General features: G+C 35.5%; 24 protein-coding genes and 1 other annotated feature. Of the genes, 12 read left to right on the forward strand and 12 right to left on the reverse strand.

What is annotated here, in order from left to right:
- Positions 1-61: 61 nt before the first annotated feature.
- The 4 genes from ychF to AL499_RS06550 all read right to left on the reverse strand — a co-directional run bounded on the left by ychF (position 62) and on the right by AL499_RS06550 (position 3309).
- Entirely contained in the window at positions 62-1159 is a 1098-nt protein-coding gene (ychF, locus tag AL499_RS06535; protein ID WP_002479239.1) for a redox-regulated ATPase YchF, read from the reverse strand.
- Positions 1159-1374 (reverse strand): DUF951 domain-containing protein, encoded by a 216-nt coding sequence (locus tag AL499_RS06540; RefSeq protein ID WP_002479238.1) that lies wholly within the window; start codon positions 1372-1374, stop codon positions 1159-1161. Before AL499_RS06540 ends, ychF begins: the two co-directional genes overlap by 1 nt.
- 17 nt (positions 1375-1391) lie before the next feature.
- Positions 1392-2273: a mechanosensitive ion channel family protein gene (locus AL499_RS06545; protein ID WP_002479237.1), complete on the reverse strand. Its 882-nt coding sequence runs from the start codon at positions 2271-2273 to the stop codon at positions 1392-1394.
- 208 nt (positions 2274-2481) lie between these two features.
- Positions 2482-3309 carry a ParB/RepB/Spo0J family partition protein gene (locus AL499_RS06550; RefSeq protein WP_002492025.1) on the reverse strand — a complete coding sequence of 276 codons (828 nt, stop codon included), beginning with the start codon at positions 3307-3309 and terminating at the stop codon, positions 2482-2484.
- Between the two features lie 272 nt (positions 3310-3581).
- Positions 3582-3974 (forward strand) — a binding site (T-box leader).
- 68 nt (positions 3975-4042) lie between these two features.
- Between AL499_RS06550 and AL499_RS06555 the strand changes: the two genes are divergently transcribed.
- The 8 genes from AL499_RS06555 to AL499_RS06590 all read left to right on the forward strand — a co-directional run bounded on the left by AL499_RS06555 (position 4043) and on the right by AL499_RS06590 (position 14890).
- The gene (locus AL499_RS06555; RefSeq protein ID WP_002479235.1) at positions 4043-5137 is read left to right on the forward strand and encodes a PLP-dependent transferase; all 1095 of its coding nucleotides are present in this window, start codon (positions 4043-4045) and stop codon (positions 5135-5137) included.
- Between the two features lie 4 nt (positions 5138-5141).
- Positions 5142-6317 carry a cystathionine beta-lyase MetC gene (metC, locus tag AL499_RS06560; protein WP_002461093.1) on the forward strand — a complete coding sequence of 392 codons (1176 nt, stop codon included), beginning with the start codon at positions 5142-5144 and terminating at the stop codon, positions 6315-6317.
- Complete coding sequence (locus tag AL499_RS06565; RefSeq protein WP_002492034.1) at positions 6271-8109, forward strand: bifunctional homocysteine S-methyltransferase/methylenetetrahydrofolate reductase; 1839 nt, start codon at positions 6271-6273, stop codon at positions 8107-8109. The genes metC and AL499_RS06565 overlap by 47 nt, the downstream gene beginning before the upstream one ends.
- Positions 8106-10334 (forward strand): 5-methyltetrahydropteroyltriglutamate--homocysteine S-methyltransferase, encoded by a 2229-nt coding sequence (gene metE / locus AL499_RS06570; protein ID WP_002479233.1) that lies wholly within the window; start codon positions 8106-8108, stop codon positions 10332-10334. Before AL499_RS06565 ends, metE begins: the two co-directional genes overlap by 4 nt.
- Positions 10335-10558: 224 nt before the next feature.
- A complete protein-coding gene (locus AL499_RS06575; protein ID WP_002461090.1) occupies positions 10559-11302 on the forward strand; it encodes a cyclase family protein in 744 nt (247 codons plus the stop codon).
- 226 nt (positions 11303-11528) lie between these two features.
- Positions 11529-12644, forward strand: coding sequence for an NAD(P)/FAD-dependent oxidoreductase (locus AL499_RS06580; protein ID WP_002492021.1), 1116 nt, complete (start codon positions 11529-11531; stop codon positions 12642-12644).
- A complete protein-coding gene (locus AL499_RS06585) occupies positions 12638-13987 on the forward strand; it encodes a nucleoside recognition domain-containing protein (protein ID WP_002492013.1) in 1350 nt (449 codons plus the stop codon). Before AL499_RS06580 ends, AL499_RS06585 begins: the two co-directional genes overlap by 7 nt.
- 15 nt (positions 13988-14002) lie before the next feature.
- On the forward strand, positions 14003-14890 hold the full coding sequence (locus tag AL499_RS06590) for a CobW family GTP-binding protein (protein ID WP_002492020.1): 888 nt from the start codon (positions 14003-14005) through the stop codon (positions 14888-14890).
- Between the two features lie 71 nt (positions 14891-14961).
- On the opposite strand, the gene AL499_RS06595 is transcribed toward AL499_RS06590, so the two are convergent.
- From AL499_RS06595 to AL499_RS06605, 3 genes are read right to left on the reverse strand one after another with little or no spacing between them, the layout of a single operon-like run.
- On the reverse strand, positions 14962-16158 hold the full coding sequence (locus AL499_RS06595; protein WP_002492042.1) for an ABC transporter permease: 1197 nt from the start codon (positions 16156-16158) through the stop codon (positions 14962-14964).
- A complete protein-coding gene (locus tag AL499_RS06600) occupies positions 16142-16837 on the reverse strand; it encodes an ABC transporter ATP-binding protein (RefSeq protein ID WP_002492046.1) in 696 nt (231 codons plus the stop codon). The genes AL499_RS06595 and AL499_RS06600 overlap by 17 nt, the downstream gene beginning before the upstream one ends.
- Positions 16834-17955, reverse strand: coding sequence for an efflux RND transporter periplasmic adaptor subunit (locus AL499_RS06605; RefSeq protein ID WP_037540899.1), 1122 nt, complete (start codon positions 17953-17955; stop codon positions 16834-16836). Before AL499_RS06605 ends, AL499_RS06600 begins: the two co-directional genes overlap by 4 nt.
- Positions 17956-18122: 167 nt before the next feature.
- On the opposite strand from AL499_RS06605, the gene AL499_RS06610 reads away from it, so the two are divergent.
- On the forward strand, positions 18123-18539 hold the full coding sequence (locus AL499_RS06610) for a VOC family protein (RefSeq protein ID WP_002492055.1): 417 nt from the start codon (positions 18123-18125) through the stop codon (positions 18537-18539).
- 246 nt (positions 18540-18785) lie between these two features.
- Here the strand turns inward: AL499_RS06610 and AL499_RS06615 are convergent, their stop codons facing one another.
- From AL499_RS06615 to AL499_RS06635, 5 genes are all read right to left on the reverse strand, one after another.
- Complete coding sequence (locus AL499_RS06615; protein ID WP_037540900.1) at positions 18786-19091, reverse strand: hypothetical protein; 306 nt, start codon at positions 19089-19091, stop codon at positions 18786-18788.
- 36 nt (positions 19092-19127) lie between these two features.
- Positions 19128-20030 carry a sensor histidine kinase gene (locus AL499_RS06620; RefSeq protein WP_002479225.1) on the reverse strand — a complete coding sequence of 301 codons (903 nt, stop codon included), beginning with the start codon at positions 20028-20030 and terminating at the stop codon, positions 19128-19130.
- A 22-nt stretch (positions 20031-20052) separates the two neighbouring features.
- Positions 20053-20802 carry a membrane protein gene (locus tag AL499_RS06625; RefSeq protein ID WP_002492056.1) on the reverse strand — a complete coding sequence of 250 codons (750 nt, stop codon included), beginning with the start codon at positions 20800-20802 and terminating at the stop codon, positions 20053-20055.
- A complete protein-coding gene (locus AL499_RS06630) occupies positions 20795-21709 on the reverse strand; it encodes an ATP-binding cassette domain-containing protein (protein ID WP_002492044.1) in 915 nt (304 codons plus the stop codon). The genes AL499_RS06625 and AL499_RS06630 overlap by 8 nt, the downstream gene beginning before the upstream one ends.
- Positions 21710-21799: 90 nt before the next feature.
- The gene (locus tag AL499_RS06635) at positions 21800-22471 is read right to left on the reverse strand and encodes a response regulator transcription factor (RefSeq protein ID WP_002492051.1); all 672 of its coding nucleotides are present in this window, start codon (positions 22469-22471) and stop codon (positions 21800-21802) included.
- A 278-nt stretch (positions 22472-22749) separates the two neighbouring features.
- On the opposite strand from AL499_RS06635, the gene AL499_RS06640 reads away from it, so the two are divergent.
- The 3 genes from AL499_RS06640 to AL499_RS06650 all read left to right on the forward strand — a co-directional run bounded on the left by AL499_RS06640 (position 22750) and on the right by AL499_RS06650 (position 26620).
- Positions 22750-24027 (forward strand): MFS transporter, encoded by a 1278-nt coding sequence (locus tag AL499_RS06640; protein ID WP_002461076.1) that lies wholly within the window; start codon positions 22750-22752, stop codon positions 24025-24027.
- A 20-nt stretch (positions 24028-24047) separates the two neighbouring features.
- Positions 24048-25463: a glycoside hydrolase family 32 protein gene (locus AL499_RS06645; RefSeq protein WP_037540913.1), complete on the forward strand. Its 1416-nt coding sequence runs from the start codon at positions 24048-24050 to the stop codon at positions 25461-25463.
- Between the two features lie 179 nt (positions 25464-25642).
- On the forward strand, positions 25643-26620 hold the full coding sequence (locus tag AL499_RS06650; protein ID WP_002461073.1) for a LacI family DNA-binding transcriptional regulator: 978 nt from the start codon (positions 25643-25645) through the stop codon (positions 26618-26620).
- Positions 26621-26688: the final 68 nt, after the last annotated feature.

The following is a 26688-nucleotide window of genomic DNA, read 5'->3' on the forward strand; positions in this document are numbered from 1 at the left end:
TTTTCGAAGCTTACATTGTTTTTTATCTATGAGTTAGCAATTTATTGTTATCATTCCAATTTTAGACATTGAATCTAAAGTGAACAATATCTCCATCTTGCATGATATAGTCTTTACCTTCTAAACGTTGTTTCCCAGCTTCTTTTGCACCTTGTTCACCATTATATTCGACATAGTCTTTATAACTTGTTACCTCTGCACGAATGAAACCACGTTCAAAATCTGTATGGATAATACCTGCACATTGTGGAGCCGTCATACCTTGTTTAAATGTCCAAGCACGTACTTCTTGCACACCCGCCGTAAAATATGTTGATAAACCTAACAAATCATAAGTCGTACGGATAAGTTTATTTAAACCAGGTTCTTCAATGCCTAAGTCTTCCAAGAACATCGCTTTATCTTCATCATCAAGTGTTGCAATCTCTTCTTCAATTTTTGCACTGATTACGATAACCTCAGAATCTTCCTTTGCAGCATACTCTCGAATTGCTGTTACTTTATCGTTTTCTACATCGCCAATTTCATCTTCTCCTACATTAGCGATATATAACATTTTTTTAGATGTTAATAGCTGTGCTTGATTAACCCATTTTTGATCTTCTTCATTAAACTCAAGGCTACGCACTGGATTGCCTTCTTCTAAAGCTTCTTTAATACGATTTAGAATACGCATTTCCATTTCTGCTGTTTTATCTTTTTGACGAGCCATTTTTTCAATACGTGGTAAACGCTTTTCAACTGATTCTAAGTCTGCAAGCACGAGTTCCATATTAATGACTTCGATATCTTCTAACGGATTTACGCGACCAGCGACATGTGTCACATTATCATCATCAAATGCACGTACAACTTGGCAAATTGCATCTACTTCACGAATATGTGATAGAAATTTATTGCCTAAACCTTCTCCTTTAGATGCACCTTTAACAATCCCAGCAATATCTGTAAATTCAAATGCTGTAGGAATCGTTTTCTTTGGTTCTACCATTTCTGTTAATTTATCTAAACGCGTATCTGGCACTTCCACAATCCCAACGTTAGGATCAATGGTAGCAAACGGATAGTTTGCTGCTAAAGCCCCTGCTTTAGTAATTGCGTTAAATAGGGTAGATTTGCCTACATTAGGTAAACCTACAATACCTGCTGTTAAAGCCATTATTCATTCTCCTTACTTTCTGTATCTTGCTGTGATACAACGATTTTTTTCATTTTCTTATTAAACGTCTGCCGTGGAATCATGATGCTGCGATTACATTTTTCGCATTTGATACGAATATCAGCGCCCATACGAATAATTTTAAATCTATTCGCACCACAAGCATGTTGTTTTTTCATTTCTACTATATCATTTATTCCATACTTTGACGTCATAAAGTTACCTCCAATCCTTATTTGCTCTTTTGTTGACTTTCGTATTGAGAAAAGACCGGTTGAGGCAATTTAATACCTTCTTGGACAAACAATTTTTGAATTTCCTTACGTAAAATACGTGCACCAGCTGCACCTTCACCAGGAATGGTTTCTGCAGAAATTCTAAATGTTACTTTATTATTCTCAATTGCATCTATCCCAAGAACAACTGGATCTGTTACAAATAAATAATACTTACTACGCATTGACACAAACAATTTATTTAATTTCTTTTCAACTGCATCTAAATTCTCTTCAACTGATACAGGAATAACTACAATTGCAGTACCGTTCGTAATTGAAAAGTTTGTTATCTCACCCATGCTACCATTAGGAAGAATAGTCAATTCTCCAGTTATTGTATTAATGCGTGTTGATCGCAAACCAATCGATTTAACTGTACCTTCTGCAACTGTCGTTCCACCGCTATTGATTTTAACATAATCTCCAACATCAAATTGGTTTTCAAAAATAATAAAGAATCCCGTGATAACATCTTTTACAATCGTTTGGGCTCCGAAACCTACAGCTAATCCCACCACACCAGCGCTAGCAATAATGCCTTCTACACTTATTCCAAATTTACTTAAGACGGTTGTAATAACGATAAACCAAACAATATATTTTACGACATTTTGTACAAGGGATATGAGTGTTTTCGAACGTTTTTTATTTCCTTTTTTACTCTTGTTTTGGATTTTAAACGCTTGAGCAATAATTTTATTTAAGATGGATATAACAATGATTGCTACTAAGATATAAATTAAGATTAAAGCTAATTTTGTAATTAAGTTTTCATATGTTTCGACCTTAGTGAGCGGTTCGAATAATGATGCTAGTACATTTTTTATTTGATTCATTTATGCAAACCTCCCTATGTTTCGACAATTATGCCATTATATATAAATTCGGTTATACCGTCATCCGTCTACGGTTCGAATAATGAACAACATCACGATTTTTGTTTTCATTTTCCACCGCTATATAGTAACACCTTATTGCTATCATATGCATGCACTTTTTATTATCCGAACCTCAAATTGGGTAAGTAAGACTAAAAAACGTGCATTACTTATCATGCAATAATTTAATTAACCGCTCAAATTCTTCTTTCGACTTAAATTCAAACGTAATTGCACCAACTTGTTTTTTAGTAGAGATATCAACTTTTGCACCATATTGTTCTCGTAATAACCGCTCTTGTTTTTGAATGAATTTAGGTTTTAGTGGTTCCTTAGTTACTTTGGGGTAAGGCTGACTTCCCTCTTGAATGTTGTTCACATACTTTTCTAAATACCTTACACTCCATGATTCTTTAAACGCTTTTCTGCCCACTTGAATCATACGTTGTTTATCCTTGATTCCGAGTAATGTTCTGCCATGTGCGCCGCTGAGTTCTCCTCGTTGTACACTATCTTTAAGTGATGGGGGCAAATGCAGAAGTCTTAACATGTTGGCAATATATGGACGCGATTTACCTAAGCGATGCGCGACTTCTTGTTGCGTAAGTTGCAAATCGTCCATCAATCGTTGATAACTTTCTGCTTCTTCAATTGCATTTAAGTCTTCACGCTGTAAATTTTCAATAATAGCGAGTTCCATCATATCTGCATCAGATAACTCTTTTATAATTGATGGCAACTTTGTCAATCCAGCAAGTTGAGAAGCTCTATAACGTCTCTCACCTACTACAATATAATATCCTTGAACCGTTTGTCTGAGCACAATGGGTTGTAAAATACCGTGAATTTTAATTGACTCAGCTAAATCGTTTAGTCGTTCTGCATCAAAATTTTTCCTTGGTTGATATGGATTAGGCATAATTTCTTCAATTGCAATCCATCGTATCTGCTCATCTTCATTTATCTGTAGGCGATGATCATTTTCTATAGCCACTAATTCTCACCTCATCTTCCCTTTACTAAATTTATTTTATACATCAAATGATTGTGTTCTATTACTTTATATTATTTTAAAAATTAATTGTGGTTTTCACAAGTGCTAACCGTACCCTTAGCCAAAAAATAAAATCTTTTTATCTAATTTATCTCACATGTTTTATCGTTTACGATAATCTATCGGAATTAATTTTCTAATCTAAATTTTCAGAAAAGTTGTTGACAAATTAAATTTTGAGCTGTAAGCTATGAAATATCATTACAAAAACACTACACACTGTAATAAGGAAAGTAGAGCATACACTACAAGCACAGAGAGTTTCCATTTGCTGAAAGGAAACATTGGAAGCATGTTTGAAAATGGCCTTTGAGTGTTGATACCAATAGGAGGTATCAACGGGTTCGCCCGTTATAGCGATACAGTATTAACATTTTGTTGAATGGCGTACTGGAATGCAATACGTCACGATATGCCGGTTAATACTCGTTTAATTCTTTAGAACTAAATGAGTTTTTTAATGTGTTCTAAATTCACATTAATCGTGGCTAAACGTGATATTCGTTTCACTTATGTCTAGACAAATATGGCGTACTGAATGAGGTTACTTTAGCAATAAAGTAACAAACAAAGGTGGTACCGCGAAACAAGCTTTCGTCCTTTACATCCGATAACTATCGGGTTTAAAGGACGGAAGCTTTTTTTATTGAAAAACGGAATGGAGGACATTGATATGAAAGATACACAATTGGCTCAAATCGCTTTAACTAAAGATGCGACCGGCGCCATTGCGAATCCCATTTATTTATCAACAGCATTTCAACATCCTCATCTTGGTGAATCAACAGGTTATGATTATTCGCGCACAAAGAATCCAACACGCAGTGCATTTGAGGAAGCATTCGCTGCACTAGAACAAGGTGTTGCCTCATTTGCGACGTCGAGTGGCATGGCCGCTATCCAACTTATCTGTAACCTCTTTAAACCAGGTGATGAAGTGCTTGTCGCATTTGATTTATATGGTGGGACATTTAGACTGTTTGATTTTTATGAACAGCAATATGGCATTAAATTTAAATATGTCGATTTCTTAAATTATGATGACGTTTTACAGCATATCAATGCACATACTAAAGCATTGTTTATTGAACCGATCTCAAATCCACAAATGATAGAAATTGATGTCACGCTTTATTATGATCTCAGTCAGCGTCATGGATTATTGACGATTATCGATAATACGTTTCTTACGCCATACTTATCGACACCGTTGACTGAAGGTGCTGATATAGTGCTACATTCAGCAACAAAGTACATTGGTGGCCATAATGATGTGTTGGCTGGCGTCGTCACGGTCAAGGATACGCAATTAGCAGAAACATTAGGTCAATTTCATAATATGACTGGTGCAACACTCTCACCATTAGACAGTTATTTATTACAGCGTGGTTTAAAAACACTTCATCTCCGAGTTGAACGGGCTCAACAAAATGCCCAACAACTTGCACAGCGTTGTAACGACTTAGCAGCTATTGATGAAGTTTTATATAGCGGACGAACAGGCATGCTAAGCTTACGTCTCAACAAACATTATTCAGTTGCTAAATTTTTGGAAAATTTAGAAATTTGTATATTCGCTGAAAGTTTAGGTGGAACAGAAACTTTTATTACTTTCCCATACACGCAAACACACGTCGATATGCCAGATGAAGAAAAGGATAAACGTGGCATCGATGAATATTTAATACGTTTGTCTATAGGTATTGAACATTACCAAGATATTGAAGCAGATATTATTCAAGCTTTAACACAAGCTAAAGAGGAGTGATGATATGGCTTTATCTAAAGAAACTGAAGTCATTTTTGATGAACGACGCGGTATTGATTATGACTCAGCAAACCCACCACTGTATGATTCTTCAACATTTCATCAACAAGTATTAGGTGGCAATGCACCATTTGATTACGCACGTAGTGGCAATCCAAACCGGCAACTGCTTGAAGATAAATTAGCTAAGTTAGAAGGTGGGACTTACGCGTTTGCTTATGCTTCAGGTATTGCAGCTATCTCGGCTGTATTGTTAACGCTGTCGTCCGGAGACCATGTCATACTTCCTGATGATGTTTACGGAGGTACATTCCGTTTAACAGAACAAATATTGAACCGTTTTGGTATTGAATTTACAACTGTCGATACCACACAACCCAATAACATTGAACAGGCGATTCAATCTAACACAAAGTTGATTTACGTTGAAACACCATCGAACCCATGTTTTAAGATCACTGATATTCGTGCTGTCGCCCAAATCTCACAGCAACATCAGTTATTATTAGCGGTTGATAATACATTTATGACACCACTAGGCCAGTCACCTTTAGCATTAGGCGCTGATATTGTTGTACACTCAGCAACTAAATTTTTAAGTGGTCACAGTGACATTATTGCAGGTGCCGCAATTACAAATCGACAAGATGTCGCTCAAGCACTTTACTTATTACAAAACGGTACTGGCACCGCATTATCAGCACAAGATAGTTGGACACTAGCTAAACATCTTAAGACTTTGCCAGTACGCTTTAAGCAAGCTACAGCCAATGCAGAACGGTTAGTCGAATTTTTATCTCAACGTTCTGAAATTTCCGAAGTTTATTACCCAGGAAATCATGCTAAACATCTGCAGCAAGCATCTAGTGGCGGTGCTGTCATAGGCTTTAGATTAAAGGATGAGTCAAAAGCACAAACCTTTGTTGATGCATTGACACTACCATTAGTTTCCGTCAGCTTAGGCGGTGTTGAGACAATTTTATCTCATCCAGCTACTATGTCACATGCAGCTATTCCAGAAGATGTGCGAAATCAACGCGGTATTACCTTTGGCTTATTCCGATTAAGTGTAGGATTAGAACAACCTGACGAACTGATTGCCGACATCAAATTTGCACTAAAGGAGGCTTTTAATGAGTCAATTTCTCAACCAGTTACAAAACAATATCTTAGTAGCTGATGGCGCTATAGGTACTATTCTTTATTCAGAAGGCTTAGATACTTGCCCAGAAGCCTATAACTTAACTCATCCTGATAAAGTTGAACGAATTCATCGCTCATATATCGAGGCAGGCGCCGATGTTATTCAAACCAACACATATGGTGCTAATTTTGAAAAATTAAAACCCTTTGGTTTAGAACATAAAGTTAAAGAAATTCATAAGGCTGCTGTTAAAATTGCAAAGCGCGCTGCGACTAAAAATACATTTATATTAGGTACTGTAGGCGGATTTCGCGGTATTAAACAAGATGATATTTCTTTATCAACGATACAGTATCATACGGAAAATCAAATTGATACGTTGATTGAAGAAGGTGTAAATGCACTGCTATTTGAAACATATTACGACTTAGATGAATTGAAACGTATTGTTACCTGGACTAAACGTAATTATGACATTCCGGTAGTCGCACAATTAACCGCTTCAAACACAACTTATCTTGTTGACGGTACAGAAATCAATGATGCCTTAGCACAACTTGTTACTTGTGGTGCTGATGTGGTTGGCCTGAACTGTCATCACGGACCACATCATATGGAAAAATCATTTTCTCATATCGCATTGCCAGATAATGCATATCTTTCGTGTTATCCCAATGCCAGTTTACTAGATATTGAAAACAGTGAATTTAAATATAGTGACAATGCACAATACTTTGGTGCTGTAGCAGAAAAATTAATCGAACAAGGTGTACGCTTGATTGGGGGTTGTTGTGGAACGACACCACAACACATTCATTACATTAAATCCTCGGTGTCACACCTCTCACCTGTTAACCATAAAAAGGTTATTCCTATTCATAAAAAGAGTAATCAGCGTCGAACAGATTCGATAAAACAATCACTAACTTCTAAAGTTAAACAAGGCCCAACGGTAATTGTCGAACTAGATACTCCAAAGCACTTGGATACAGATTTATTCTTTGAAAATATAGGAAAATTGGATGCAGCACATATCGATGCTGTAACGTTAGCAGATAATTCGCTGGCCACTGTTCGCATTAGTAACATCGCTGCTGCCAGTCTAATTAAACAGCGCTATGACATTGAACCTTTAGTACATATTACCTGCCGAGATCGTAATTTAATTGGCTTACAATCTCATTTATTAGGCCTATCTTTAATAGGTGTCAATGAAATTTTAGCTATTACTGGAGATCCATCTAAGGTAGGACATTTACCAGGTTCAACGAATGTCTACGACGTCAACTCTAAAGGTTTAACAGAATTAGCTTTACGTTTTAATCAAGGTATTAATACAGACGGTGATGCGCTGAAGAAACATACCAACTTCAACATCGCTGGCGCTTTCGATCCAAACGTACGAAAGTTAGATGGCGCTGTAAAACGCTTAGAAAAGAAAATAGCAAGCGGCATGAGTTATTTCATTACACAACCGGTTTATAGCAAAGAAAAAATCATTCAAGTGTATGAAGCAACAAAACATCTAAATATACCTATATTTATAGGAATTATGCCTATTGCAAGTTACAACAATGCACTATTTTTACATAATGAAGTGCCAGGCATCAAGATGTCAGAAAGTGTATTAAATCAGTTTAAAGCAGTTAAAGATGATAAAGAAAAGACGAAAGAATTGAGTTTAAGACTATCAAAAGATTTGATTGATACAGTACATCAATATTTTAACGGATTGTATATCATCACACCATTTCAGCGTGTAGATTACTCTCTAGAACTCGCAGCGTACTCACGATCAATCACCACTAATAAGGAGGCAATATTATGACAACAATTAACACTTCAAATTTAGGATTCCCAAGATTAGGTAGAAAAAGAGAATGGAAAAAAGCCATAGAAAGTTATTGGGCTAAAAAAATTGATAAAGCTGAATTAGACCAAACATTAACTGACTTACACAGAGAAAATTTACTACTTCAAAAAAATTACAATTTAGATAGTGTACCTGTAGGAGATTTTTCACTTTACGACCATATTCTCGATACATCCCTATTATTCAATATTATCCCTCAACGTTTCCAAGGCCGAGAAGTGAATGATGATTTATTATTCGATATCGCACGCGGAAATAAAGAACACGTAGCTAGTGCCTTAATCAAATGGTTCAATACCAACTATCACTATATCGTACCAGAATGGGACAATGTTACTCCTAAAATCGAATATAATGCTTTGTTAGAACGCTTTAAATATGCACAATCACTAAATATCAATGCACATCCTGTCATTGTAGGACCTATTACTTTTGTAAAATTATCAAAAGGCGGTCATCAATCTTTTGAGGAAAAAGTGCGTGCATTACTACCACTTTATAAAGAAGTGTTACAACAATTAGTTGACGCTGGTGCACAATACATTCAAGTAGATGAACCGATATTAGTTACTGATAGCAGCAGTGATTATGAAACAATCACGAAAGAAGCATATGATTATTTAGCTCATGATGGCTTGGGCAAAAAATTAGTCATTCAAACATATTTTGAACGTGCTAATGTTAAATTCTTAAGTACTTTAGCAGTTGGTGGCTTAGGTTTAGACTTTGTTCATGACAATGGTTACAACTTAAAACAAATTCAAGCCGGAGACTTTGATCGTTCAAAAACATTATACGCAGGTATTATCGATGGTCGTAATGTATGGGCTGCAGATATTGAAGCTAAGAAAAATCTCATTGAAACATTGCAACAATATACAGAACATATTGTGATTCAACCATCATCATCATTATTGCATGTTCCAGTATCATTAGATGATGAAACATTAGAAGCGTCAGTCGCTGAAGGGTTAAGCTTTGCTACTGAAAAATTAGATGAATTGGATGCGCTTCGTCGTTTATTTAACAACAATGATAGCACTAAATATGATGCACTAAAAGCACGTTATGAACGTTTCCAAAGTCAATCATTTAAAAATCTTGAATATGATTTTGAAAGTGTACGTACACATCGTCAATCAGCATTCCCAGCTCGTAAAAAAGCTCAAGATGCACGTTTACACTTACCTGACTTACCTACAACAACGATTGGATCATTCCCGCAAACACGGGAAGTGCGTAAATATCGAGCAGATTGGAAAAATCATCGAATTTCAGATAAAGCCTATAATGATTTCTTAGAAAGTGAAATTGCGCGTTGGATTAAAATTCAAGAAGATATCGGTTTAGATGTGTTAGTTCATGGTGAATTTGAACGTAATGATATGGTTGAATTCTTTGGAGAAAAATTACAAGGTTTCCTTGTAACAAAATTTGGATGGGTACAATCTTATGGCTCTCGTGCCGTAAAACCACCTGTAATTTACGGTGATGTAAAATGGACCGAACCACTTACTGTTAAAGAAACAGTATACGCTCAAAGTTTAACAGACAAACCGGTAAAAGGTATGTTAACTGGTCCTGTAACCATTCTGAACTGGTCATTCGAACGTGTCGATGTACCTCGTAAAATTGTACAAGATCAAATTGCATTAGCAATCAATGAAGAAGTGTTAGCACTTGAAGCTGCAGGCATCAAAGTAATTCAAGTAGACGAACCTGCATTACGTGAAGGCTTACCACTACGCTCTGAATATCATGCACAATACTTAAAAGACGCAGTACATTCATTTAAACTTGCGACATCATCTGTGCGAGATGATACACAAATTCATACGCATATGTGTTATTCTCAATTTGGTCAAATCATCAATGCGATTCATGAATTAGATGCTGATGTGATTTCAATTGAAACATCACGTAGTCACGGCGATTTAATTCAAGACTTTGAAGATATCAACTATGATTTAGGTATTGGTCTAGGCGTTTATGATATCCATAGTCCACGTATTCCTACTGAAAATGAAATTGAAACGGCAATCGATCGTTCACTTCAACAAATTGATCGTTCACTCTTCTGGGTTAATCCAGATTGCGGTTTAAAAACACGTAAAGAAGATGAAGTTAAAGCTGCTTTAACCGTCTTGGTAAATACCGTGAAGAAAAAACGCGCTGAATAAGACACATCTTATATTTCTTAATACGCTGATGATTTAAGATGGGAGCGGGACAGAGTTTAATATGAATTCGTAGTCCGGCACCGGCAAGGTTGACTAGGATTAAAAAAGCTTGGTATAAGCGCTTTTCAATCCAGTCAACAACTGCCAATATAGGGCTCAGAGCCTAAAATATGATGATATTCCAGACTCATCACGATTAATATTATTCAAAGTAGGTGATTGTAATGACAACTTATCCTTTATGGGAACAACTTCATCAATTAAAATCAGCACAATGGGTTGACCTTACACATACGTTTGATCCAGATATTCCTCGTTTTAGTGAATTCGAAAAAGGTCAAGTGGATACACTATTCACTGTAAAAGAACACGGTTTTTACGTGCAACGTTGGAATATTGTGACACAATATGGTACACATATTGATGCACCTATTCACTTTGTTGAAGGTAAACGTTATTTAGAAGACTTAGATTTAAAAGAACTCGTTCTGCCTCTTATCGTGTTGGATTTTTCTAAAGAAGCTGCTGACAACAATGATTTCGTCGTCACTCGAGCTCATTTAGAAGCCTGGGAAGCGAAACATGGTCAAATTGAACCTGATACCTTTGTCGCTTTGCGTACGGATTGGTCAAAACGCTGGCCTGATATAGAACGCTTTGAAAACAGAGATGCTAAAGGTCAACAACATTTACCAGGTTGGGGACTTGACGCATTAAAGTTCTTACTAGAAGAACGTCAGGTAAAATCTATTGGTCACGAAACATTTGATACAGATGCTTCAATAGATACAGCTAAAAATGGTGATATTGTTGGTGAACGCTATGTGCTAGGTCAAGACACATTCCAACTTGAATTATTGACTCATCTTGATCAATTACCAACCCGTGGTGCCATTATTTATGCCATTAGTCCTAAACCTAAAAATGCACCAGGATTCCCCGTTCGTGCATTTGCAATTAAGCCTTAAATAGCTCACGTTTTATATCATTAAGGCATCAACTTGCCTCCTTAATAATGCCTCATCTATGATAACCAGAACAACCAAGGTACACACCCTCAAGCCTTGGTTGTTTTTATGATTCTTACTTTATTCAATCTTCTACTTATTACTTTCATTTGAATTCACCGGATATTCATTATATAATTACAAATCATAATCATTACTATTTATAATTATATAAAGGAGCATATATATGTCTCAACATCACTCTATTATTATTGTTGGCGCTGGTGCAGCTGGCATTGGAATGGCGATTACCCTTCAAGATTTTAACCTATCCGACGTCTTAATTTTAGAAAAAAATAGTATTGGTCATTCTTTTAAGCAATGGCCAAAGTCAACCAGAACCATTACGCCATCATTTACTACTAATGGCTTCGGTATGCCTGATATTAATGCCGTGTCAATCGATACTTCTCCAGCATTTACCTTTAAAGAAGAGCACCTTTCAGGTTCAACATATGGTGAATACTTGGAATTGATTAGTCAACATTATCAATTAAATGTTGAAACCAAGACGACTGTAAACAGTATAGAAGCAAAGAAAGATTGTTATTACATAAAGACAAATCATGGCGATTACTCTGCTGATTATTTATTTATTGCTACTGGTGATTTTGACTTTCCATATCAACCATTTCAATATGGTCGCCATTACAGCAAGATCCATGATTTCAACACGTTAGGACAAGACAACAAACGCTACACTATTATCGGTGGTAATGAAAGTGCTTTTGACGCTGCCATACATCTGTCTAACGTTGGTGCCCAAGTATCAATTTATGCACAGCAATCAAGTTTCAATCAAGTGGATGCAGATCCAAGTATTCGCTTATCATCATATACCTATCATCGTTTGAAAAGTGCCATGTCTAATGGTGCTCAAATTGATATGCATACACCTTATACATTAGCATCTATCTCATATGATAATGACATCTATACTTTAACGTTTACAAATGGGCTTATTACTCAATCTGAAACTGAGCCTATTATTGCAACTGGTTTTGATGTCAGGGCCAATCCATTGGTACAACAACTTTTTGATATTAACGGTCAAGACATTAAACTTACAGACCAAGACGAATCAACCCGATATCCAAATGTGTTTATGATTGGTGCAACAGTCCGCCATAACAATGCAACGTTATGCTACATTTATAAATTTAGAGCACGTTTTGCGGTATTAGCGAAGATAATTGCTGATCGTGAAGGATTATCAGGCAATCAAAATATCGTTGACCGCTATAAGCATAATCAAATGTACCTAGATGATTATGAATGCTGTGATGTGAACTGCTCATGCTAGAGATAACCTTTGATTTAAAAAATGGTACACATGATGCCATACCACATGATATTCATTATCTAAAGTTAACAAATATTACTAAACTAACAACCCAGCAACAAACTTTATTACGCCAATGGATTGTAAAACATCAATTAGATATTTCTTTGTATGAACGCATATTAGTAAGTCCTTTGAATAGTGAAGCCATTGTGAAACAACTCACTCAATTTGTACAGTTATGCAAAACGATACAACCAAAAAAGCGTGATATGTCTTTCGGTTGGTTATTGATTGTGATTATGTTTGCACTACCCGTATGGGGGGCGTATCATTTTTCAGCATGCTTACAAACTGCTTATGTAGAAGAAGGCATACAACGTTTAGCCAAGCTATCTCTATTCAGTCAACATTGGGTAAATTCGATATTATTTGGAGATTATGGCATTGGCTCACTAGGTACTTATTCACTTATATGGGCGTTACCAGTAGTTATATTAATCAGCTTATCGACAGCCATTGTTGCTCAAACACATCTTAAAGAATATATTGTATGGGCTATCGAGCCTACTATGAAAAAGTTGGGCCTACACGGAGCTGATATCATCCCCGTGCTTGAAGGCTTCGGTTGTAATGCTGCAGCGGTATCACAAGCGGCTTCTCAATGTCACCAATGTACTAAAGCACAGTGTATGAGTTTAATTAGTTTTGGTAGCTCTTGTAGCTATCAAATTGGTGCAACCCTTTCTATTTTCAACGTAGCACAGCGCTCTTGGTTATTTGTACCGTACTTAATTTTAGTCTTTTTAGGCGGTATGTTACACAACCAGTTGTGGAGGAACCGACAACAGCAAAGATTAATAACCAATTCGAACTTTTATCACAATTTTAAATTTCATTGGCCACAGTTTTTTTCTTTATGTAATGCTTTATGGTGTAATGTGCGTATGTTTTTGCTACAAGCATTACCTATTTTTATAGGCATTTGTGTTATTGTTAGCCTCTTAGCATTAACGCCCATATTAACGTTTATTTCACAAATTTTTATGCCTTTATTATCTTATCTCAATATACCAACACAGTTATCTCCCGGTATATTGTTTTCAATTATACGCAAGGACGGCATGTTGCTTTTCAATATGCATGATGGATTCTGGCTTAAGCAGTTAAGTAGTTTACAGTTGCTACTATTAGTGTTTTTCAGCTCAACGTTCACATCATGTACTGTTACAATGACTATGTTAATACGACATTTAGGATGGTTGCAAAGCTTGAAAATGATTTCACAACAAATGATAACTGCAAGCTTGTGTATAACGGTTACATGGTTTATCGTTCGTATCTGCACCATTTGGCTACATTAATAAGGAGGCAATCGTATGAGAATTATCATTATTGGTGGTTTTTTAGGCGGCGGGAAGACTACCCTGTTAAATCATTTAGTTAAAGATGCTATAGACAATCACTTGCATCCGGCTGTGATTATGAATGAATTTGGTAAGCAAAGTATCGATGGCTTACTAATTGAACAACCTATTCCTTTAGAAGAAATAACATCAGGCTGTATTTGTTGTGCTATGAAAGCGGATGTTTCGGAACAACTACATCAGCTTTATATACACTATCAACCAGATGTTGTCTTTATCGAGTGCAGTGGCGTGGCTGAACCACTGGCAGTTGTTGATGCATGTTTAACACCAGTGCTTAGTCCTATCGTTCGTATTGATAGTATTGTCAATGTCATCGATGCGGCAATGGCAAATAAGCTATCAACCTATCCTGATGACATTCAGCACTTGTTCTTTGCACAACTAGAGCATAGTTCTACACTATTCATCAATAAAATAGATCGAGTTGATTTAGACAGCTTAAGTGAATTTCTGGTTAACATAGGCCAACAACATCAAGATGCAGATGTGCGAGTGGGCGTTCAAGGCCAATTAGCTTTAAGTGATTTAATACAACCACAGGCTTTACATGCTAAGCCTTCTGGACAACATCACCATCGTCTGAATCATATTTTTATTGAACAGCCGACGATAGTTAATCAACATACATTTATCGATCATTTAGAACATTTACCAACACATGTATATAGACTAAAAGGCTTTATGCGCTTTGCTGATAAACCTTACACTTACCTTGTCCAATGTACACAACAACAAATCGAATTAACACCTATTGCTCTGCAACAAGACATTCCACTTTATCTCGTGATGATAGGTATAAACTTAGAAGACGCTCTAAGTGCATCTTTCAAAACGTAACAAAATGAATAGGCCATAAAATGCACGCTACGATATGCATTTTATGGCCTTTATTAGTTGTTTTTATACTACTACTTAATAATATCAATTAATTCTTTTTTAGCCGCAGCACGTGCTGGTACCCAACCAAAGATGATTCCAATTAGTGTAGAAACACTAACTGCTAATAAGACTGACCCTAGACTGACCGAACTCTTAATCATGTCAGGTGTAACGAAATCAATAAGTGTTGCCAAACCAATGCCTAATATAAGTCCAATAATACCTCCAATTAAACATAAGATAACACTTTCCACTAAAAACTGTACTTCAATGTTCTTGCCGGTTGCACCAAACGCACGGCGAATCGCTATTTCCTCGGTACGTTCGGTCACTGAAATGTACATGACATTCATTACACCTATACCAGCAATAAACAATGATATTCCTGCTACTGCAGCAACAAAGTAGGTAATGGTATCAAGAATATTACCCACACTTTTCATCATATCTTCATTATCCACAAAGCTATATTTACCTTCAGAGAGCCCTGAGCCTTTTTTATTTAATTCCTTCTCAACTTGTTGGGCGACATCTATCTTATGTGCATCTGCCATCACAGTAAGCTGAAGTTGCGGCGTACCTTGTGAAAGATCGCTCATATAATGATTAAATGTTTTCGTAGGCATTTGCACAACGTTTTCAACTGGTGAACCACTGTCATCTGTAACATCAGCATCAGACACACCAACAACTTTAAAGCCCTCACCATTAATGTATAATGACTTCCCAACCGCATCATTATGAAAGATTCGTTTTGAGAGTTTATGGTCAATGACGACAACTTTTTCAATCATATCATTGTCTTCAGTAGAATATCCATCGCCTTCATCTACCGCTATTACTGCTGTTGCTTTTTTTAAGTTAACTTCGCCGTTACCTTGGGTATTGGTCGCTTTAGCTGCATATGTACTTTCTTGTGTTTCTTTGATTTTAGCCGAGGACACACCATTGACTTGTTCTACTAACTGAATATCCTCATGTTTAAACGGATTTTCTTTTGGAGCGCTTTGGTTTTCTGTAGCAAAGCTGATTATTGCTTGATTCTTGCCCGCGCCTGCATCATCAAATTGTTCATTGGTCGATTGTTTAAATCCATTACCTAGCGACATAATAGTAATCACAGCGGCAATACCAATTATGATTCCAATCATAGTTAACAGGTTACGTCGTTTGTTTTTTAATATTGAGCGCAAGGCGACAACAATAACATTATATAAATTGCTCATGTGTCATCACCTCTTCGCTTTGTATGCGACCATCTAATATATGAATAATACGGTCTGCTTGTTCAGCCACTTTGCGATCATGGGTAACCATAATTAATGTTGTTTGTTGTGCCTTATTTAAACTTCCAAATAATGCCATAATCTCCTTCGACGTTTCAGAATCAAGTGCACCAGTTGGCTCATCAGCAATAATAAACCTTGGTTCATTGACGATTGCTCGAGCAATTGCCACACGTTGTTGCTGACCTCCTGATAACTTGCTAGGCAGTAAATTTTCTTTCCCTTTGAGTCCAACATCAGCAAGCCGTTGCTTCACGCGTACTGATCTTTTTTTCGCTGACATACCATTGTAAATAAGTGGAATGCTGACGTTTTCAAAAATAGTATGATTTTGAATTAATTTAAAATTTTGAAAAACAAAACCCACTGTACGATTGCGTATTTCAGCTAATTTACTATCTGAACTTTGTTTGTAAGATTCATGTTCAAAATTATAGATTCCTGAATAACCACGATCAATAAAACCTAAAATATTAATTAACGTACTTTTCCCAGAACCAGACGGACCCATAACTGCAATAAATTCGCCTGCTTGAATGTTCAAGTTAATGTCTTTTAATACTTGGGTTGTTTCATTGCCATTCTTAAAAGCACGGTTGACACCTTTTAACTCAATCATGAAGACACCTCAATTTTTTCACCATCATTGAGATTGACTTGAGGATTTTTAATTACTTTATCTCCAGCTTTTAATCCTTTTTTAACAATGATTTGATCATTATTGCGTTCAATTTTAATATGGCGTTTATGTACTTTATGCTCAGAATCCAACACGAATACTTGATTATCTTTCGTTAAAACATTCTTCGGTAATTTTAATGTTTTCAATGGAATTTTGGCCTCTAACGAAAAACCTGCTCTAATTGGGAGATCTATATTCCCTATAATTACCGTGTATTTTGATGCTGCTCCGTCTTTACCTCCTGATGGATTATTAACAGTTGGATTTATAGCTGTTTGTGTCCCGCTCGCCTCGCCATTACTTTCCATATTTCCTTGTTGACTTGCTTGTGCAGTATTTGTATTTGTTGAATCTTCAAACGATGTTGGGAGTTGATCAATCTTGATGATTTTCCCAGTCCCGCTTTTACCATTACTATTTATCTTAATATTGACGTTATCTCCTTCTTTAATTTTATCAATATCAAATTCTGAAACGGTTGCTTTAACTTGAGGTTGATTCGATATTAGCTGCAAAATAGGTTCACCATCGCTAGCATCACTGCCATTTTTAATGTTAACAATACCGTTAAATGAAGCTACCGTACTATCATTTACCTGTTTATCATATTGTGCAAGTTGCTGTTGTGCTTCTGATAAGGCACTTTGGTCCTCTGTAAGCTTCGTTTGTAATGACTGGTCATTAGGCGTTTGATTAATTTGCGTCACATCTTTATTCACTTGTTGCTGTGCTTGATTCACTTTATTGGCCATAGATTGACGCTTACTCGTATTTGTATCGTAACTAATAAGACGTTCACCTTGGCGTACTTTTTGTCCATCTTCAACTGTAGCAGCAATCAACGTACCAACTTGACTATTATATTGATAAGTTTTTACTGACTGTGGCGCGGCCTTACCTTCAATTTGAATCGGTGTTTCCGCTTTAACTGTATATGTATCGTAACCTGAATGTTGTTGCTTATGATCTCGCAATATATATTTAAAAATAACAACACTAATGATTAATAATATAAAAATAATAATACTGATTGCCCATATTTTTTTCTTGGTCATCTGTCTACTCCTTTTCTGTTATAACTCAATATCTTTTTTAATTATACAGACGAAAATGTTGTCTTTATGGCATATGACAATATTGTTAGCAAGCTGTTCGTTTATTTATCTATTGATATTGACGTTACGTCATACTTTATATTAAACATCAGAAGGAGGTGAGACATATGGAATTTTATCTTATGCCAATGTTTAATAAACTTTGTGTACAAGACATAGCTAAATCCGAAAAATGGTATAGCAAAACACTCGGATTCAAAAGTGTCTTCAAGTTTAGAAATGATAAGCAACAAGTGCTTATGAATCATCTGCGTTTAGCTAAATATCAAGATATTATGCTTATAATTAACGATACAGATTGGCATGTTGGTAACGCGATTTACCTTAATCTACTAGTTGATGACATTGATGCTGTTGCAGCTCGTGTATCTCCCAAAAACATCCTAGAGCCATTAACTCTAAAACCTTGGAATGCCTATGAATTGACGCTTAAAGATCCTGATGGTCACCAGATTACGTTGACACAGCCTTTAATAAAACAAGAAGCATTTGACGACGTCATTCAACAAATTCAATTAAATTAAGCATTAAAAAAAGAGCGGAACAGAAGTCATAATGAATTCATAGTTCCACCCCGGCAAGGTTGACTAGGATTGAAAAAAGGTTGTATCGGTGTATTTTCAATCTAGTCAACTACTGCCAATATTTAGTTCATAGCCTAAAACATAATAATGTCCCGACTCTGCTTTAATTAATACGCTGAATGATTGGCACACTTTCTTAGAGGACAGCTTGAGCCACTCCAGCTTTCTTTGTTAGAAAAAACTGGTTTAGTCAGTTTTACTGTGCTTAGGCCCACCCCTACTTGCTTTGTTTGACGAATTTCTTCTCGAAATCCTCTTTGTTGGGGCCCCACCCCTACTTGCTTTGCTTGATGAATTTCTTTTCGAAATGCTCTTTGTTGGGGCTCCTACACTAACTTGCTTTGCTTGTCCAAGTGCGACACCCGTTGAGACACCAATTGCGACACCAAACCCTGTTCCTAATGGTATCCCAAAAATAAATGACAAGATGACACCAAAAATTATCATATAGCTCAATGTATATTTATTGTTCTTATACCATGTTTTATTCATATTTATTCCTTTAATTTAATTAATGATATCTATATTTTATCCTTTATGAAATTTCATTGTTATCGTAAAGAGGTCATTTTTAATATTTGCGCTTACATTTCCACCTTGTTTTTCAACTAATTGTGCAATAATGTATAACCCAATACCCGTCCTACCTTGATGACGACTTTTATCAAGTGTATAGGTACGCTTGAATATATCTTGTATATTTTCATCCGTTAAAGCTTCATCTGTATCATTGGCTAGCTTCACTACTACAAAATCTTCTTGTTCATATATGCAAATATCAACAAAACTTTTACCGTAGCGCAAAATATTTTGAACTAAATTCGTCAATATTCGTCGCGTGGCCGCTAAATCTAACTTAACGTTGGAAACACGTTGCAAATTGAAACGCACTTCAAGTTGTTGTTTAGTAAATTGTGCATAATACGACAAGAAAACTTGCTCTATCTCTGTGTTTAATGATACTGGTTCGACTTTAAGTTCATAATCTAACGACTTTAGTTTCGTAATTTCATGGAATAAATTAACTGTCTCGATAAGCGTTGTTGTTTTATTTTTAATAATATTCAAATAGCGTCTCTGCTCGGTCACTTCAATATCGTCTGTGAAGAGTTCAGAATATCCTTTAATGGCTGTTAATGGTGTGCGTAAATCATGAGAAATATTTGTGATTTCTTGATTCAACATCAGTTCTTTTTTTCTAAATTGGATACGTTGTTGCTTATATTCATCACACATATGATTTAATGCCTTAGTTAATTGTTGCATTTCATGAAACTGTGTTGTTGTACGCAAGCGTTGATTTGATGAAATATCTTGACTCAACTGTTGCAATTGTATCGTCAGTTGCGACACATCGCGTTTGAGTGCTAAGTATTTATAAGTTAAAAATAATATCCCTATAATCAACACGATTATTATAAAAATCAACATACCCATTCACCTTACTTATCATTTAATACGTTACTTTATTCACTAACCATCGCCCTAAAGCTAAAATAACGATACTTAAACCTATACCTAAAAACCAATATTCCACATGAAACGTACTCATGCCATTAAGGTATTCTTCAAGTATATTTTTAAATCCATGCATTGGAGAATTTTTATAAATAATAATAAATTCTTTATCAATATATTTTAAAAGACGTAAGAGTCCCGCACTATAGTAGTATATAATTAGCGTTAAAATCATTGAAAAAATACCATTTATTTTCAAGCTATTCAACACGTGTACTAATGCTAACGCACCAAAAACCAATGGCGCCATATTGCAAATAGATATAACAAAATCATGTAATGACTTCATGTCTTTATTAAAAACTGTTAGGCCCATGCCAATGGTCACAAGAATACAAATCACACATAATAGTACAAAATACACTAAGAATAATAGAAACTTAGACCAATAAATAATTCCTTTTGAAATATCAAATGATAGACTTTGTTTTATTATTTGTCTATTTTCTCTACTGTTGACGAGCAAATTCATAGCTGAAGCAACAAACATAATTGGTATAGCCCCACTAATAACATTACCGTAAAGGTATTTTGCTCTACTATATGGAAAATTATTTGTCGTATGACCAAAATTCACAAGCGTGAGTGCCGCTAAAATAATTAATCCAGAAATGATAGCAGTATATAAATAAATACCTTTACTATGTGTCAACCGATAGTTTTCACTTTTAAGATAGTTAATCATTCTTGCCACCTCGATTCATTTTCAAGAAATAATCTTCTAAATTCGCTGATTGCATGCTTAATTCATATACTGTCACACCATGTTGGAACATTAGTGTATTAATCTGACTGTATTTTATCTGACTTTCAAAAATGATTAATGTATCATCTTGTAACACGTTGTATTTCACACCTGGAATATGCTCCTCAAGCACTTGTGCCGCATGTGCTGTATCATCGACAGTCATAACTAGTTGCTTGGCACTTTGTTGATTGAGTTCTTCTTTCGTTATATCTTGCATGATTTGGCCTTGGTCAATAAAGACAAAGCGCTGTGCCACTTGTTGTAATTCACTTAAAATGTGGCTTGATAATAAAATGGTAATACCGTGCTCTTGATTTAAACGTAAAATTAAATTACGAAAATCTTTTATTCCTTGTGCATCAAGGCCATTAATAGGTTCGTCTAACACTAATAAATCAGGTCCATTCAACAGTGCCAACGCTAAGCCTAAACGCTGTTTCATACCTAATGAATAGGCTTTAAATTTTTTTGTCACATTATCAAGTTCTACCGTTCGCAATACTTCATGGATATGATGATTGCTCGACATTCCTCTTTGAATACTAAAATATTTTAGATTTTGAAACGCAGTAAAACGGCCAATAAATGTTGGCTGTTCAATCATAAACCCAATTCGCTTACGCGTTTGTTGCTTAATTGTTGCCTGCTGTCCAAATAGCTCAATTTGTCCACTATCTGGTTCAATTTGATGTGCTAATAATTTAAAAAATGTCGATTTTCCCGCGCCATTTCGGCCAATAAGTGCGCAAATTTGACCTTGATACAATTTAAAACCCGTTGGCATTAAGCCATGAGCACCTTTGTATTTTTTACTTAACTGTTGTGTTTGAATAACTAGGCTCACATTATCATCTCCTCTTATAATGTTACCTTTACTTTAACTTGAAAATACTTAAAGTCCTTTAAGTAAAATATAAAAAAAGTATAAAGATTGTTATTCAAGCATAAAACCGATACCCCATACCGTTTTAATATAAGATTCATCACTGAAGGCAGCTAATTTTTTTCTAATATTAGAAATATGTACATTCACTGTATTGTCATCACCTAAATAGATACCTTGAATATTTTCATAGATTTTTTGCTTAGAAATCGGTTGTTCGGGTGTCAACATAAATAAACATAGAATATCGTATTCAGTGTTAGTAACATTGAGCACCTGATTTTTAACTTGCACCTTTCTTGTTTGTTTATCTATCGTGAGATCTCGCCACGTTAAGATGTCACCTTGACGTGGCATCTGTTGCAAATTGCGCAATTGTACATCAATCCGTGCAGCTAATTCTTTTGTATCAAACGGTTTGGTTAAATAATCATCGGCGCCACTGCTTAGCAAACGTACCTTCTCCTCAACATCTGTTTTAGCAGAAATAACGACGACTCTGCTGTTGGTATGTGCTTTAATATAGCTTAATACTTCTTCTCCACTTACCTCTGGCAACATTAAATCTAATAGAATTAAATCAAATTGGTCTTTTTCTAACGTTTCTATTGCTTCCTGTCCAGAAAAATTTAACGTCGTTTTAATATGCATCTTTGTCAAAGTAAGCGATAAAATATGTGCGATATCTATATCATCTTCAATAATTAAAGCATGATAACCCATTGTAATTCTCCTTTTTATTTTTTACATCGATTATAGTGTAACACGATTCAAATGCTCGACGTACTTATGATGTGTATGCATTCTAGTAAAACTGTTAAACAGCAATGAGTTCAATAACATCGTTTAATTTAAAAGCGCGCTAAGACTTCCGGAAGTTTAAATTTGTATATCCTTACATCCAAACATTATATGTCATCCGGTTGACATATTTTTAGAAAGCGATTACACTTTAACTAAATTAAGAAAGCGTTTTCTAAAATGATATAAGGAGGTCTATTATGAAACCTACACATTTCATAGCTACCTTTAAAAACAAATCTTATTTACAAAGTTCATTAATGTTCATGCTCTTTTTTGCTTCATGGAGTATTTGGTGGTCATTTTTCCAAATTTGGCTTACTTCAGATAGCAACGGTTTAGGTTTAACTGGCGGAAAGGTTGGTACTATATATTCGGCCAATTCTTTTGTCACACTCATATTGATGTTCATCTATGGCATTATCCAAGATAAATTAGTTATCAAACGGTCATTGCTTATTTTCTGTTCACTCTTTTCAACTTTCGTTGGACCATTTTTCATTTGGCTTTACGCACCATTAATTCAAAATGTGTTTTGGTTAGGTGTTGCTTTAGGTGCTATCTTCCTATCTTGTGGTTTTTTAGCGGCTGTGGGCGCATATGAAGCTGTTGGAGAAAGATTCAGTCGTTTCTTTAACTTTAATTACGGTCAAGCACGTGCATGGGGATCATTCGGATATGCCGTAATGGCACTTGTTGCCGGTTTCACATTTGTTATCAATCCACATTTAAATTTCTGGTTAGGCTCATTGCTTGGTTTAATATTATTATTAACCATCATCTTTTGGAAATCTGATGAAGAAATCAATGCTAAGGAACGTATTGAGGATAACGAAGATGAAGCCGTTCCATCAATGCATCGTATCTTATCATTATTAAAAGTAAAAGACTTATGGATTATTATTATATTTATTACATTTTCATGGTCTTTCTATACGATATTCGACCAACAAATGTTTCCTGATTTCTATACGAAACTATTTTCATCTACTAGTGTAGGGCAGCAAATGTACGGCACATTAAATTCTGTACAAGTATTTTTAGAGGCAATTATGATGGGTATTGTGCCAATTATCATGTCAAAAATTGGTGTGCGTAAAACGTTACTTTTAGGTGCGACTGTTATGTTTTTACGTATTGGCCTATGTGGCATTGCTCAAGGACCTATTAGTGTATCATTTATAAAAATGTTCCATGCTTTAGAAGTTCCTCTGTTTATTTTGCCGATTTTCAGATATATTACCTTGCATTTTGATACAAAATTATCCGCTACTATATACATGGTAGGTTACAATGTATCTGCTCAAGTTGGTCAAGTGATATTATCAGGTCCACTCGGTACATTAAGAGACCATATTGGCTATCAACCGACATTCTTTGTTATCTCTTCAATCGTCTTATTGGCAGGTGTTTTTGCCTTTGTTACATTAAGAAAAGATAACGAATATGTCTTTGGAGATCCTTTTATTAGAGAATAAATTAAGGAGTGTTAATAAAAATAGAGACGCAAAATACAAATGCAATTTCAAATGATAGATATCGTTTAGGCTATCATATTATGCCTAAATCAGGATGGATAAATGATCCAAACGGCTTTTCCTATTTTAATGGCTACTATCATATCTTTTACCAGCATTATCCTTATGCGCCTGAATGGGGACCAATGCATTGGGGACATGCGCGCAGTAAAGATTTAGTACATTGGGAAACATTACCTATCGCTTTAACTCCAGGAGATACAGAAGATAAAGATGGCTGTTTCTCAGGTACCGGTATTGTTAAAGATGACACTTTATATTTATTCTATACCGGCCATCACTATTATGGTGATAATGACCCCGATCATTTTTGGCAAAATCAAAACATGGCTTTTTCACAAGATGGTCTACATTTTACCAAATATCAACATAATGCGATTATTCCTAAGCCACCTGAAGATAATACACACCACTTTAGAGACCCGAAAGTCTGGCAACATGGAGATGACTACTATATGATTGTTGGCAGTCAAAATAACGAATCCTTAGGACGTATTATTCTTTATCGCTCACACGATTTATTATCATGGGATTACATTGGTCCTGTTGATATGTCTAACGGTCAACAAATCGAAGGTTATATGTGGGAATGTCCAGATTTATTTGAATTAGACGGTCAGCATGTCTTACTCTTTTCACCACAAGGCATGGATGCAGAAGAAGAACAATATTTAAATTTATTCCAAAATGGGTATTTCGTGGGTGATTTTGATTATGACAACCATCGATTTACACGTGATAACTTCAAAGAACTGGATCATGGTCATGACTTTTATGCACCTCAGACGATGCAAACACCTGATGGTAGACGCATTTTAATTGGCTGGATGGCTATGTGGGAAAGCCATATGCCTGAAAAAGAAGATGGTTGGTCAGGTGCACTGACATTACCACGTGAACTTCATTTAAATCATGGCCACTTATACATGACGCCTATCGAAGAATTAAAGCAATTGCGTAAAGATGAAGGTGTACATGATACGATGACAGTTAGCGAACGTACGCTATTATCAGAAGGTATGAAACAAGTTGAACTTAATCTTTTACTTCCTCAACAGAACTTTAAACTTCAATTGACGAGTCAGCAAAGTGAATTATTATCTGTTGACTACGATGCAACAAAATGTAAGTTTACCTTATACCGTAATGATTTAAATGATTGCAGATACACAACCATCAAACCATCAGCTCAGCTTAAACTTCAAATGTATATTGATACAAGTTCAGTAGAATTGTTTATTAATGATGGTGAAGCTGTATTTACAGAAAGATTCTATAGCGAAACTGCCCCTAAGATATGGGTTTCTGCAGATTCACCTATCAAACTTAATACTCATATTTATGAACTAGCAGAAAACGCCATCCAATTTGATTAAATCAAAACAATAAAAAATAATCATATCTCATTGTTTTATGAAGCGGGATTACGAAGTCAACGTTGTGTATACAATCGAAAGTTAACTTTGATCCCGCTTCTGTTTCATTTGTATCGCATTCTGGTTATGAAAAGTGCATAATAAAGTTAATAATCTATATGGAGTAGGAGTGTCACACAATGAAACCTAAATTAGAAGATGTTGCTAAGCTCGCGCAAGTCTCTAAAACAACGGTATCACGTGTCCTAAATAACCGAGGCTATATAAGTCAAGAAACGAAAGATAAGGTTTATCATGCAATGCAAAAGTTGAATTATCAACCAAATTCCGCAGCTCGCCAACTCTATCAACAAAAAACAAATATAATTGGCTTGCTCTTTCCAACGGTTGCCAACCCATTCTTTGGTGAACTTATCTTTGAATTAGAAAAAAGGCTGTATGATAAAGGTTATATCGTTATAATTGGTAACTCAATGAATAATCCAGAAAAAGAACGTCATTATATTAATCAATTATTATCAAACCAAATAGATGCACTGATCGTTGGCACGCATAATATTGGTATTGAACAATACAATAATAGAAACTTACCGATTGTGGCCATTGATAGAGTTATGAACGAAGATATACCAGATATTCGTTCAGACAATCTTAATGGTGGTATTATTGCTACAGAACGTCTTATCCAACAAGGCGCGCGTCATATCATTCATACCAATGGGCCTATTGATGTGAATACGCCTGCCAATCTAAGACAAACCGGTTATGAACAAACGATGCATAAACATGGTTTATCACCAGTGACCTATACTGTTGATTTTAGCTTAGGCTACGAAGAAAAATCAGCAATTTTTAATCGTATTTTTCAAGAACATCCTAACGTTGATGGCATCTTTGCCTCCAATGATACAGATGCTATTCAAATCTATCATCTTGCCCAAGTACTTGGTAAACGAATACCAGACGATTTGAAATTGATTGGTTATGATGGAACTCAACTCATGAGATATATGCATCCTTACTTAACAACAATCATCCAACCTATCAGTCAAATTGCGGATAAAGCCATAGACATCTTAGAGCAAAGAATTCACAATAAGGCTACGCATCAAGAGTATATTTTTCCAGTTGAATTGCATGAGGGAACGACAGGGTAATTTAATAAAAAGGCTCTTTTCGTATAGTGAGTTAATAATTTCTAAATTAGTACATAAATTCAAAGGTG

Source organism: Staphylococcus lugdunensis (genome assembly GCF_001558775.1).
Lineage (GTDB): Bacteria > Bacillota > Bacilli > Staphylococcales > Staphylococcaceae > Staphylococcus > Staphylococcus lugdunensis.

Excerpts from the sequence above, each read along its gene's own strand:
- ychF (WP_002479239.1), bottom strand. The coding sequence starts at position 1,159 with ATGGCTTTAACAGCAGGTATTGTAGGTTTACCTAATGTAGGCAAATCT.
- AL499_RS06540 (WP_002479238.1), bottom strand. The coding sequence starts at position 1,374 with ATGACGTCAAAGTATGGAATAAATGATATAGTAGAAATGAAAAAACAA.
- AL499_RS06545 (WP_002479237.1), bottom strand. The coding sequence starts at position 2,273 with ATGAATCAAATAAAAAATGTACTAGCATCATTATTCGAACCGCTCACT.
- AL499_RS06555 (WP_002479235.1), top strand. The coding sequence starts at position 4,043 with ATGAAAGATACACAATTGGCTCAAATCGCTTTAACTAAAGATGCGACC.
- metC (WP_002461093.1), top strand. The coding sequence starts at position 5,142 with ATGGCTTTATCTAAAGAAACTGAAGTCATTTTTGATGAACGACGCGGT.
- AL499_RS06565 (WP_002492034.1), top strand. The coding sequence starts at position 6,271 with ATGAGTCAATTTCTCAACCAGTTACAAAACAATATCTTAGTAGCTGAT.
- metE (WP_002479233.1), top strand. The coding sequence starts at position 8,106 with ATGACAACAATTAACACTTCAAATTTAGGATTCCCAAGATTAGGTAGA.
- AL499_RS06575 (WP_002461090.1), top strand. The coding sequence starts at position 10,559 with ATGACAACTTATCCTTTATGGGAACAACTTCATCAATTAAAATCAGCA.
- AL499_RS06580 (WP_002492021.1), top strand. The coding sequence starts at position 11,529 with ATGTCTCAACATCACTCTATTATTATTGTTGGCGCTGGTGCAGCTGGC.
- AL499_RS06585 (WP_002492013.1), top strand. The coding sequence starts at position 12,638 with ATGCTAGAGATAACCTTTGATTTAAAAAATGGTACACATGATGCCATA.
- AL499_RS06590 (WP_002492020.1), top strand. The coding sequence starts at position 14,003 with ATGAGAATTATCATTATTGGTGGTTTTTTAGGCGGCGGGAAGACTACC.
- AL499_RS06595 (WP_002492042.1), bottom strand. The coding sequence starts at position 16,158 with ATGAGCAATTTATATAATGTTATTGTTGTCGCCTTGCGCTCAATATTA.
- AL499_RS06600 (WP_002492046.1), bottom strand. The coding sequence starts at position 16,837 with ATGATTGAGTTAAAAGGTGTCAACCGTGCTTTTAAGAATGGCAATGAA.
- AL499_RS06605 (WP_037540899.1), bottom strand. The coding sequence starts at position 17,955 with ATGACCAAGAAAAAAATATGGGCAATCAGTATTATTATTTTTATATTA.
- AL499_RS06610 (WP_002492055.1), top strand. The coding sequence starts at position 18,123 with ATGGAATTTTATCTTATGCCAATGTTTAATAAACTTTGTGTACAAGAC.
- AL499_RS06615 (WP_037540900.1), bottom strand. The coding sequence starts at position 19,091 with ATGAATAAAACATGGTATAAGAACAATAAATATACATTGAGCTATATG.
- AL499_RS06620 (WP_002479225.1), bottom strand. The coding sequence starts at position 20,030 with ATGTTGATTTTTATAATAATCGTGTTGATTATAGGGATATTATTTTTA.
- AL499_RS06625 (WP_002492056.1), bottom strand. The coding sequence starts at position 20,802 with ATGATTAACTATCTTAAAAGTGAAAACTATCGGTTGACACATAGTAAA.
- AL499_RS06635 (WP_002492051.1), bottom strand. The coding sequence starts at position 22,471 with ATGGGTTATCATGCTTTAATTATTGAAGATGATATAGATATCGCACAT.
- AL499_RS06640 (WP_002461076.1), top strand. The coding sequence starts at position 22,750 with ATGAAACCTACACATTTCATAGCTACCTTTAAAAACAAATCTTATTTA.
- AL499_RS06650 (WP_002461073.1), top strand. The coding sequence starts at position 25,643 with ATGAAACCTAAATTAGAAGATGTTGCTAAGCTCGCGCAAGTCTCTAAA.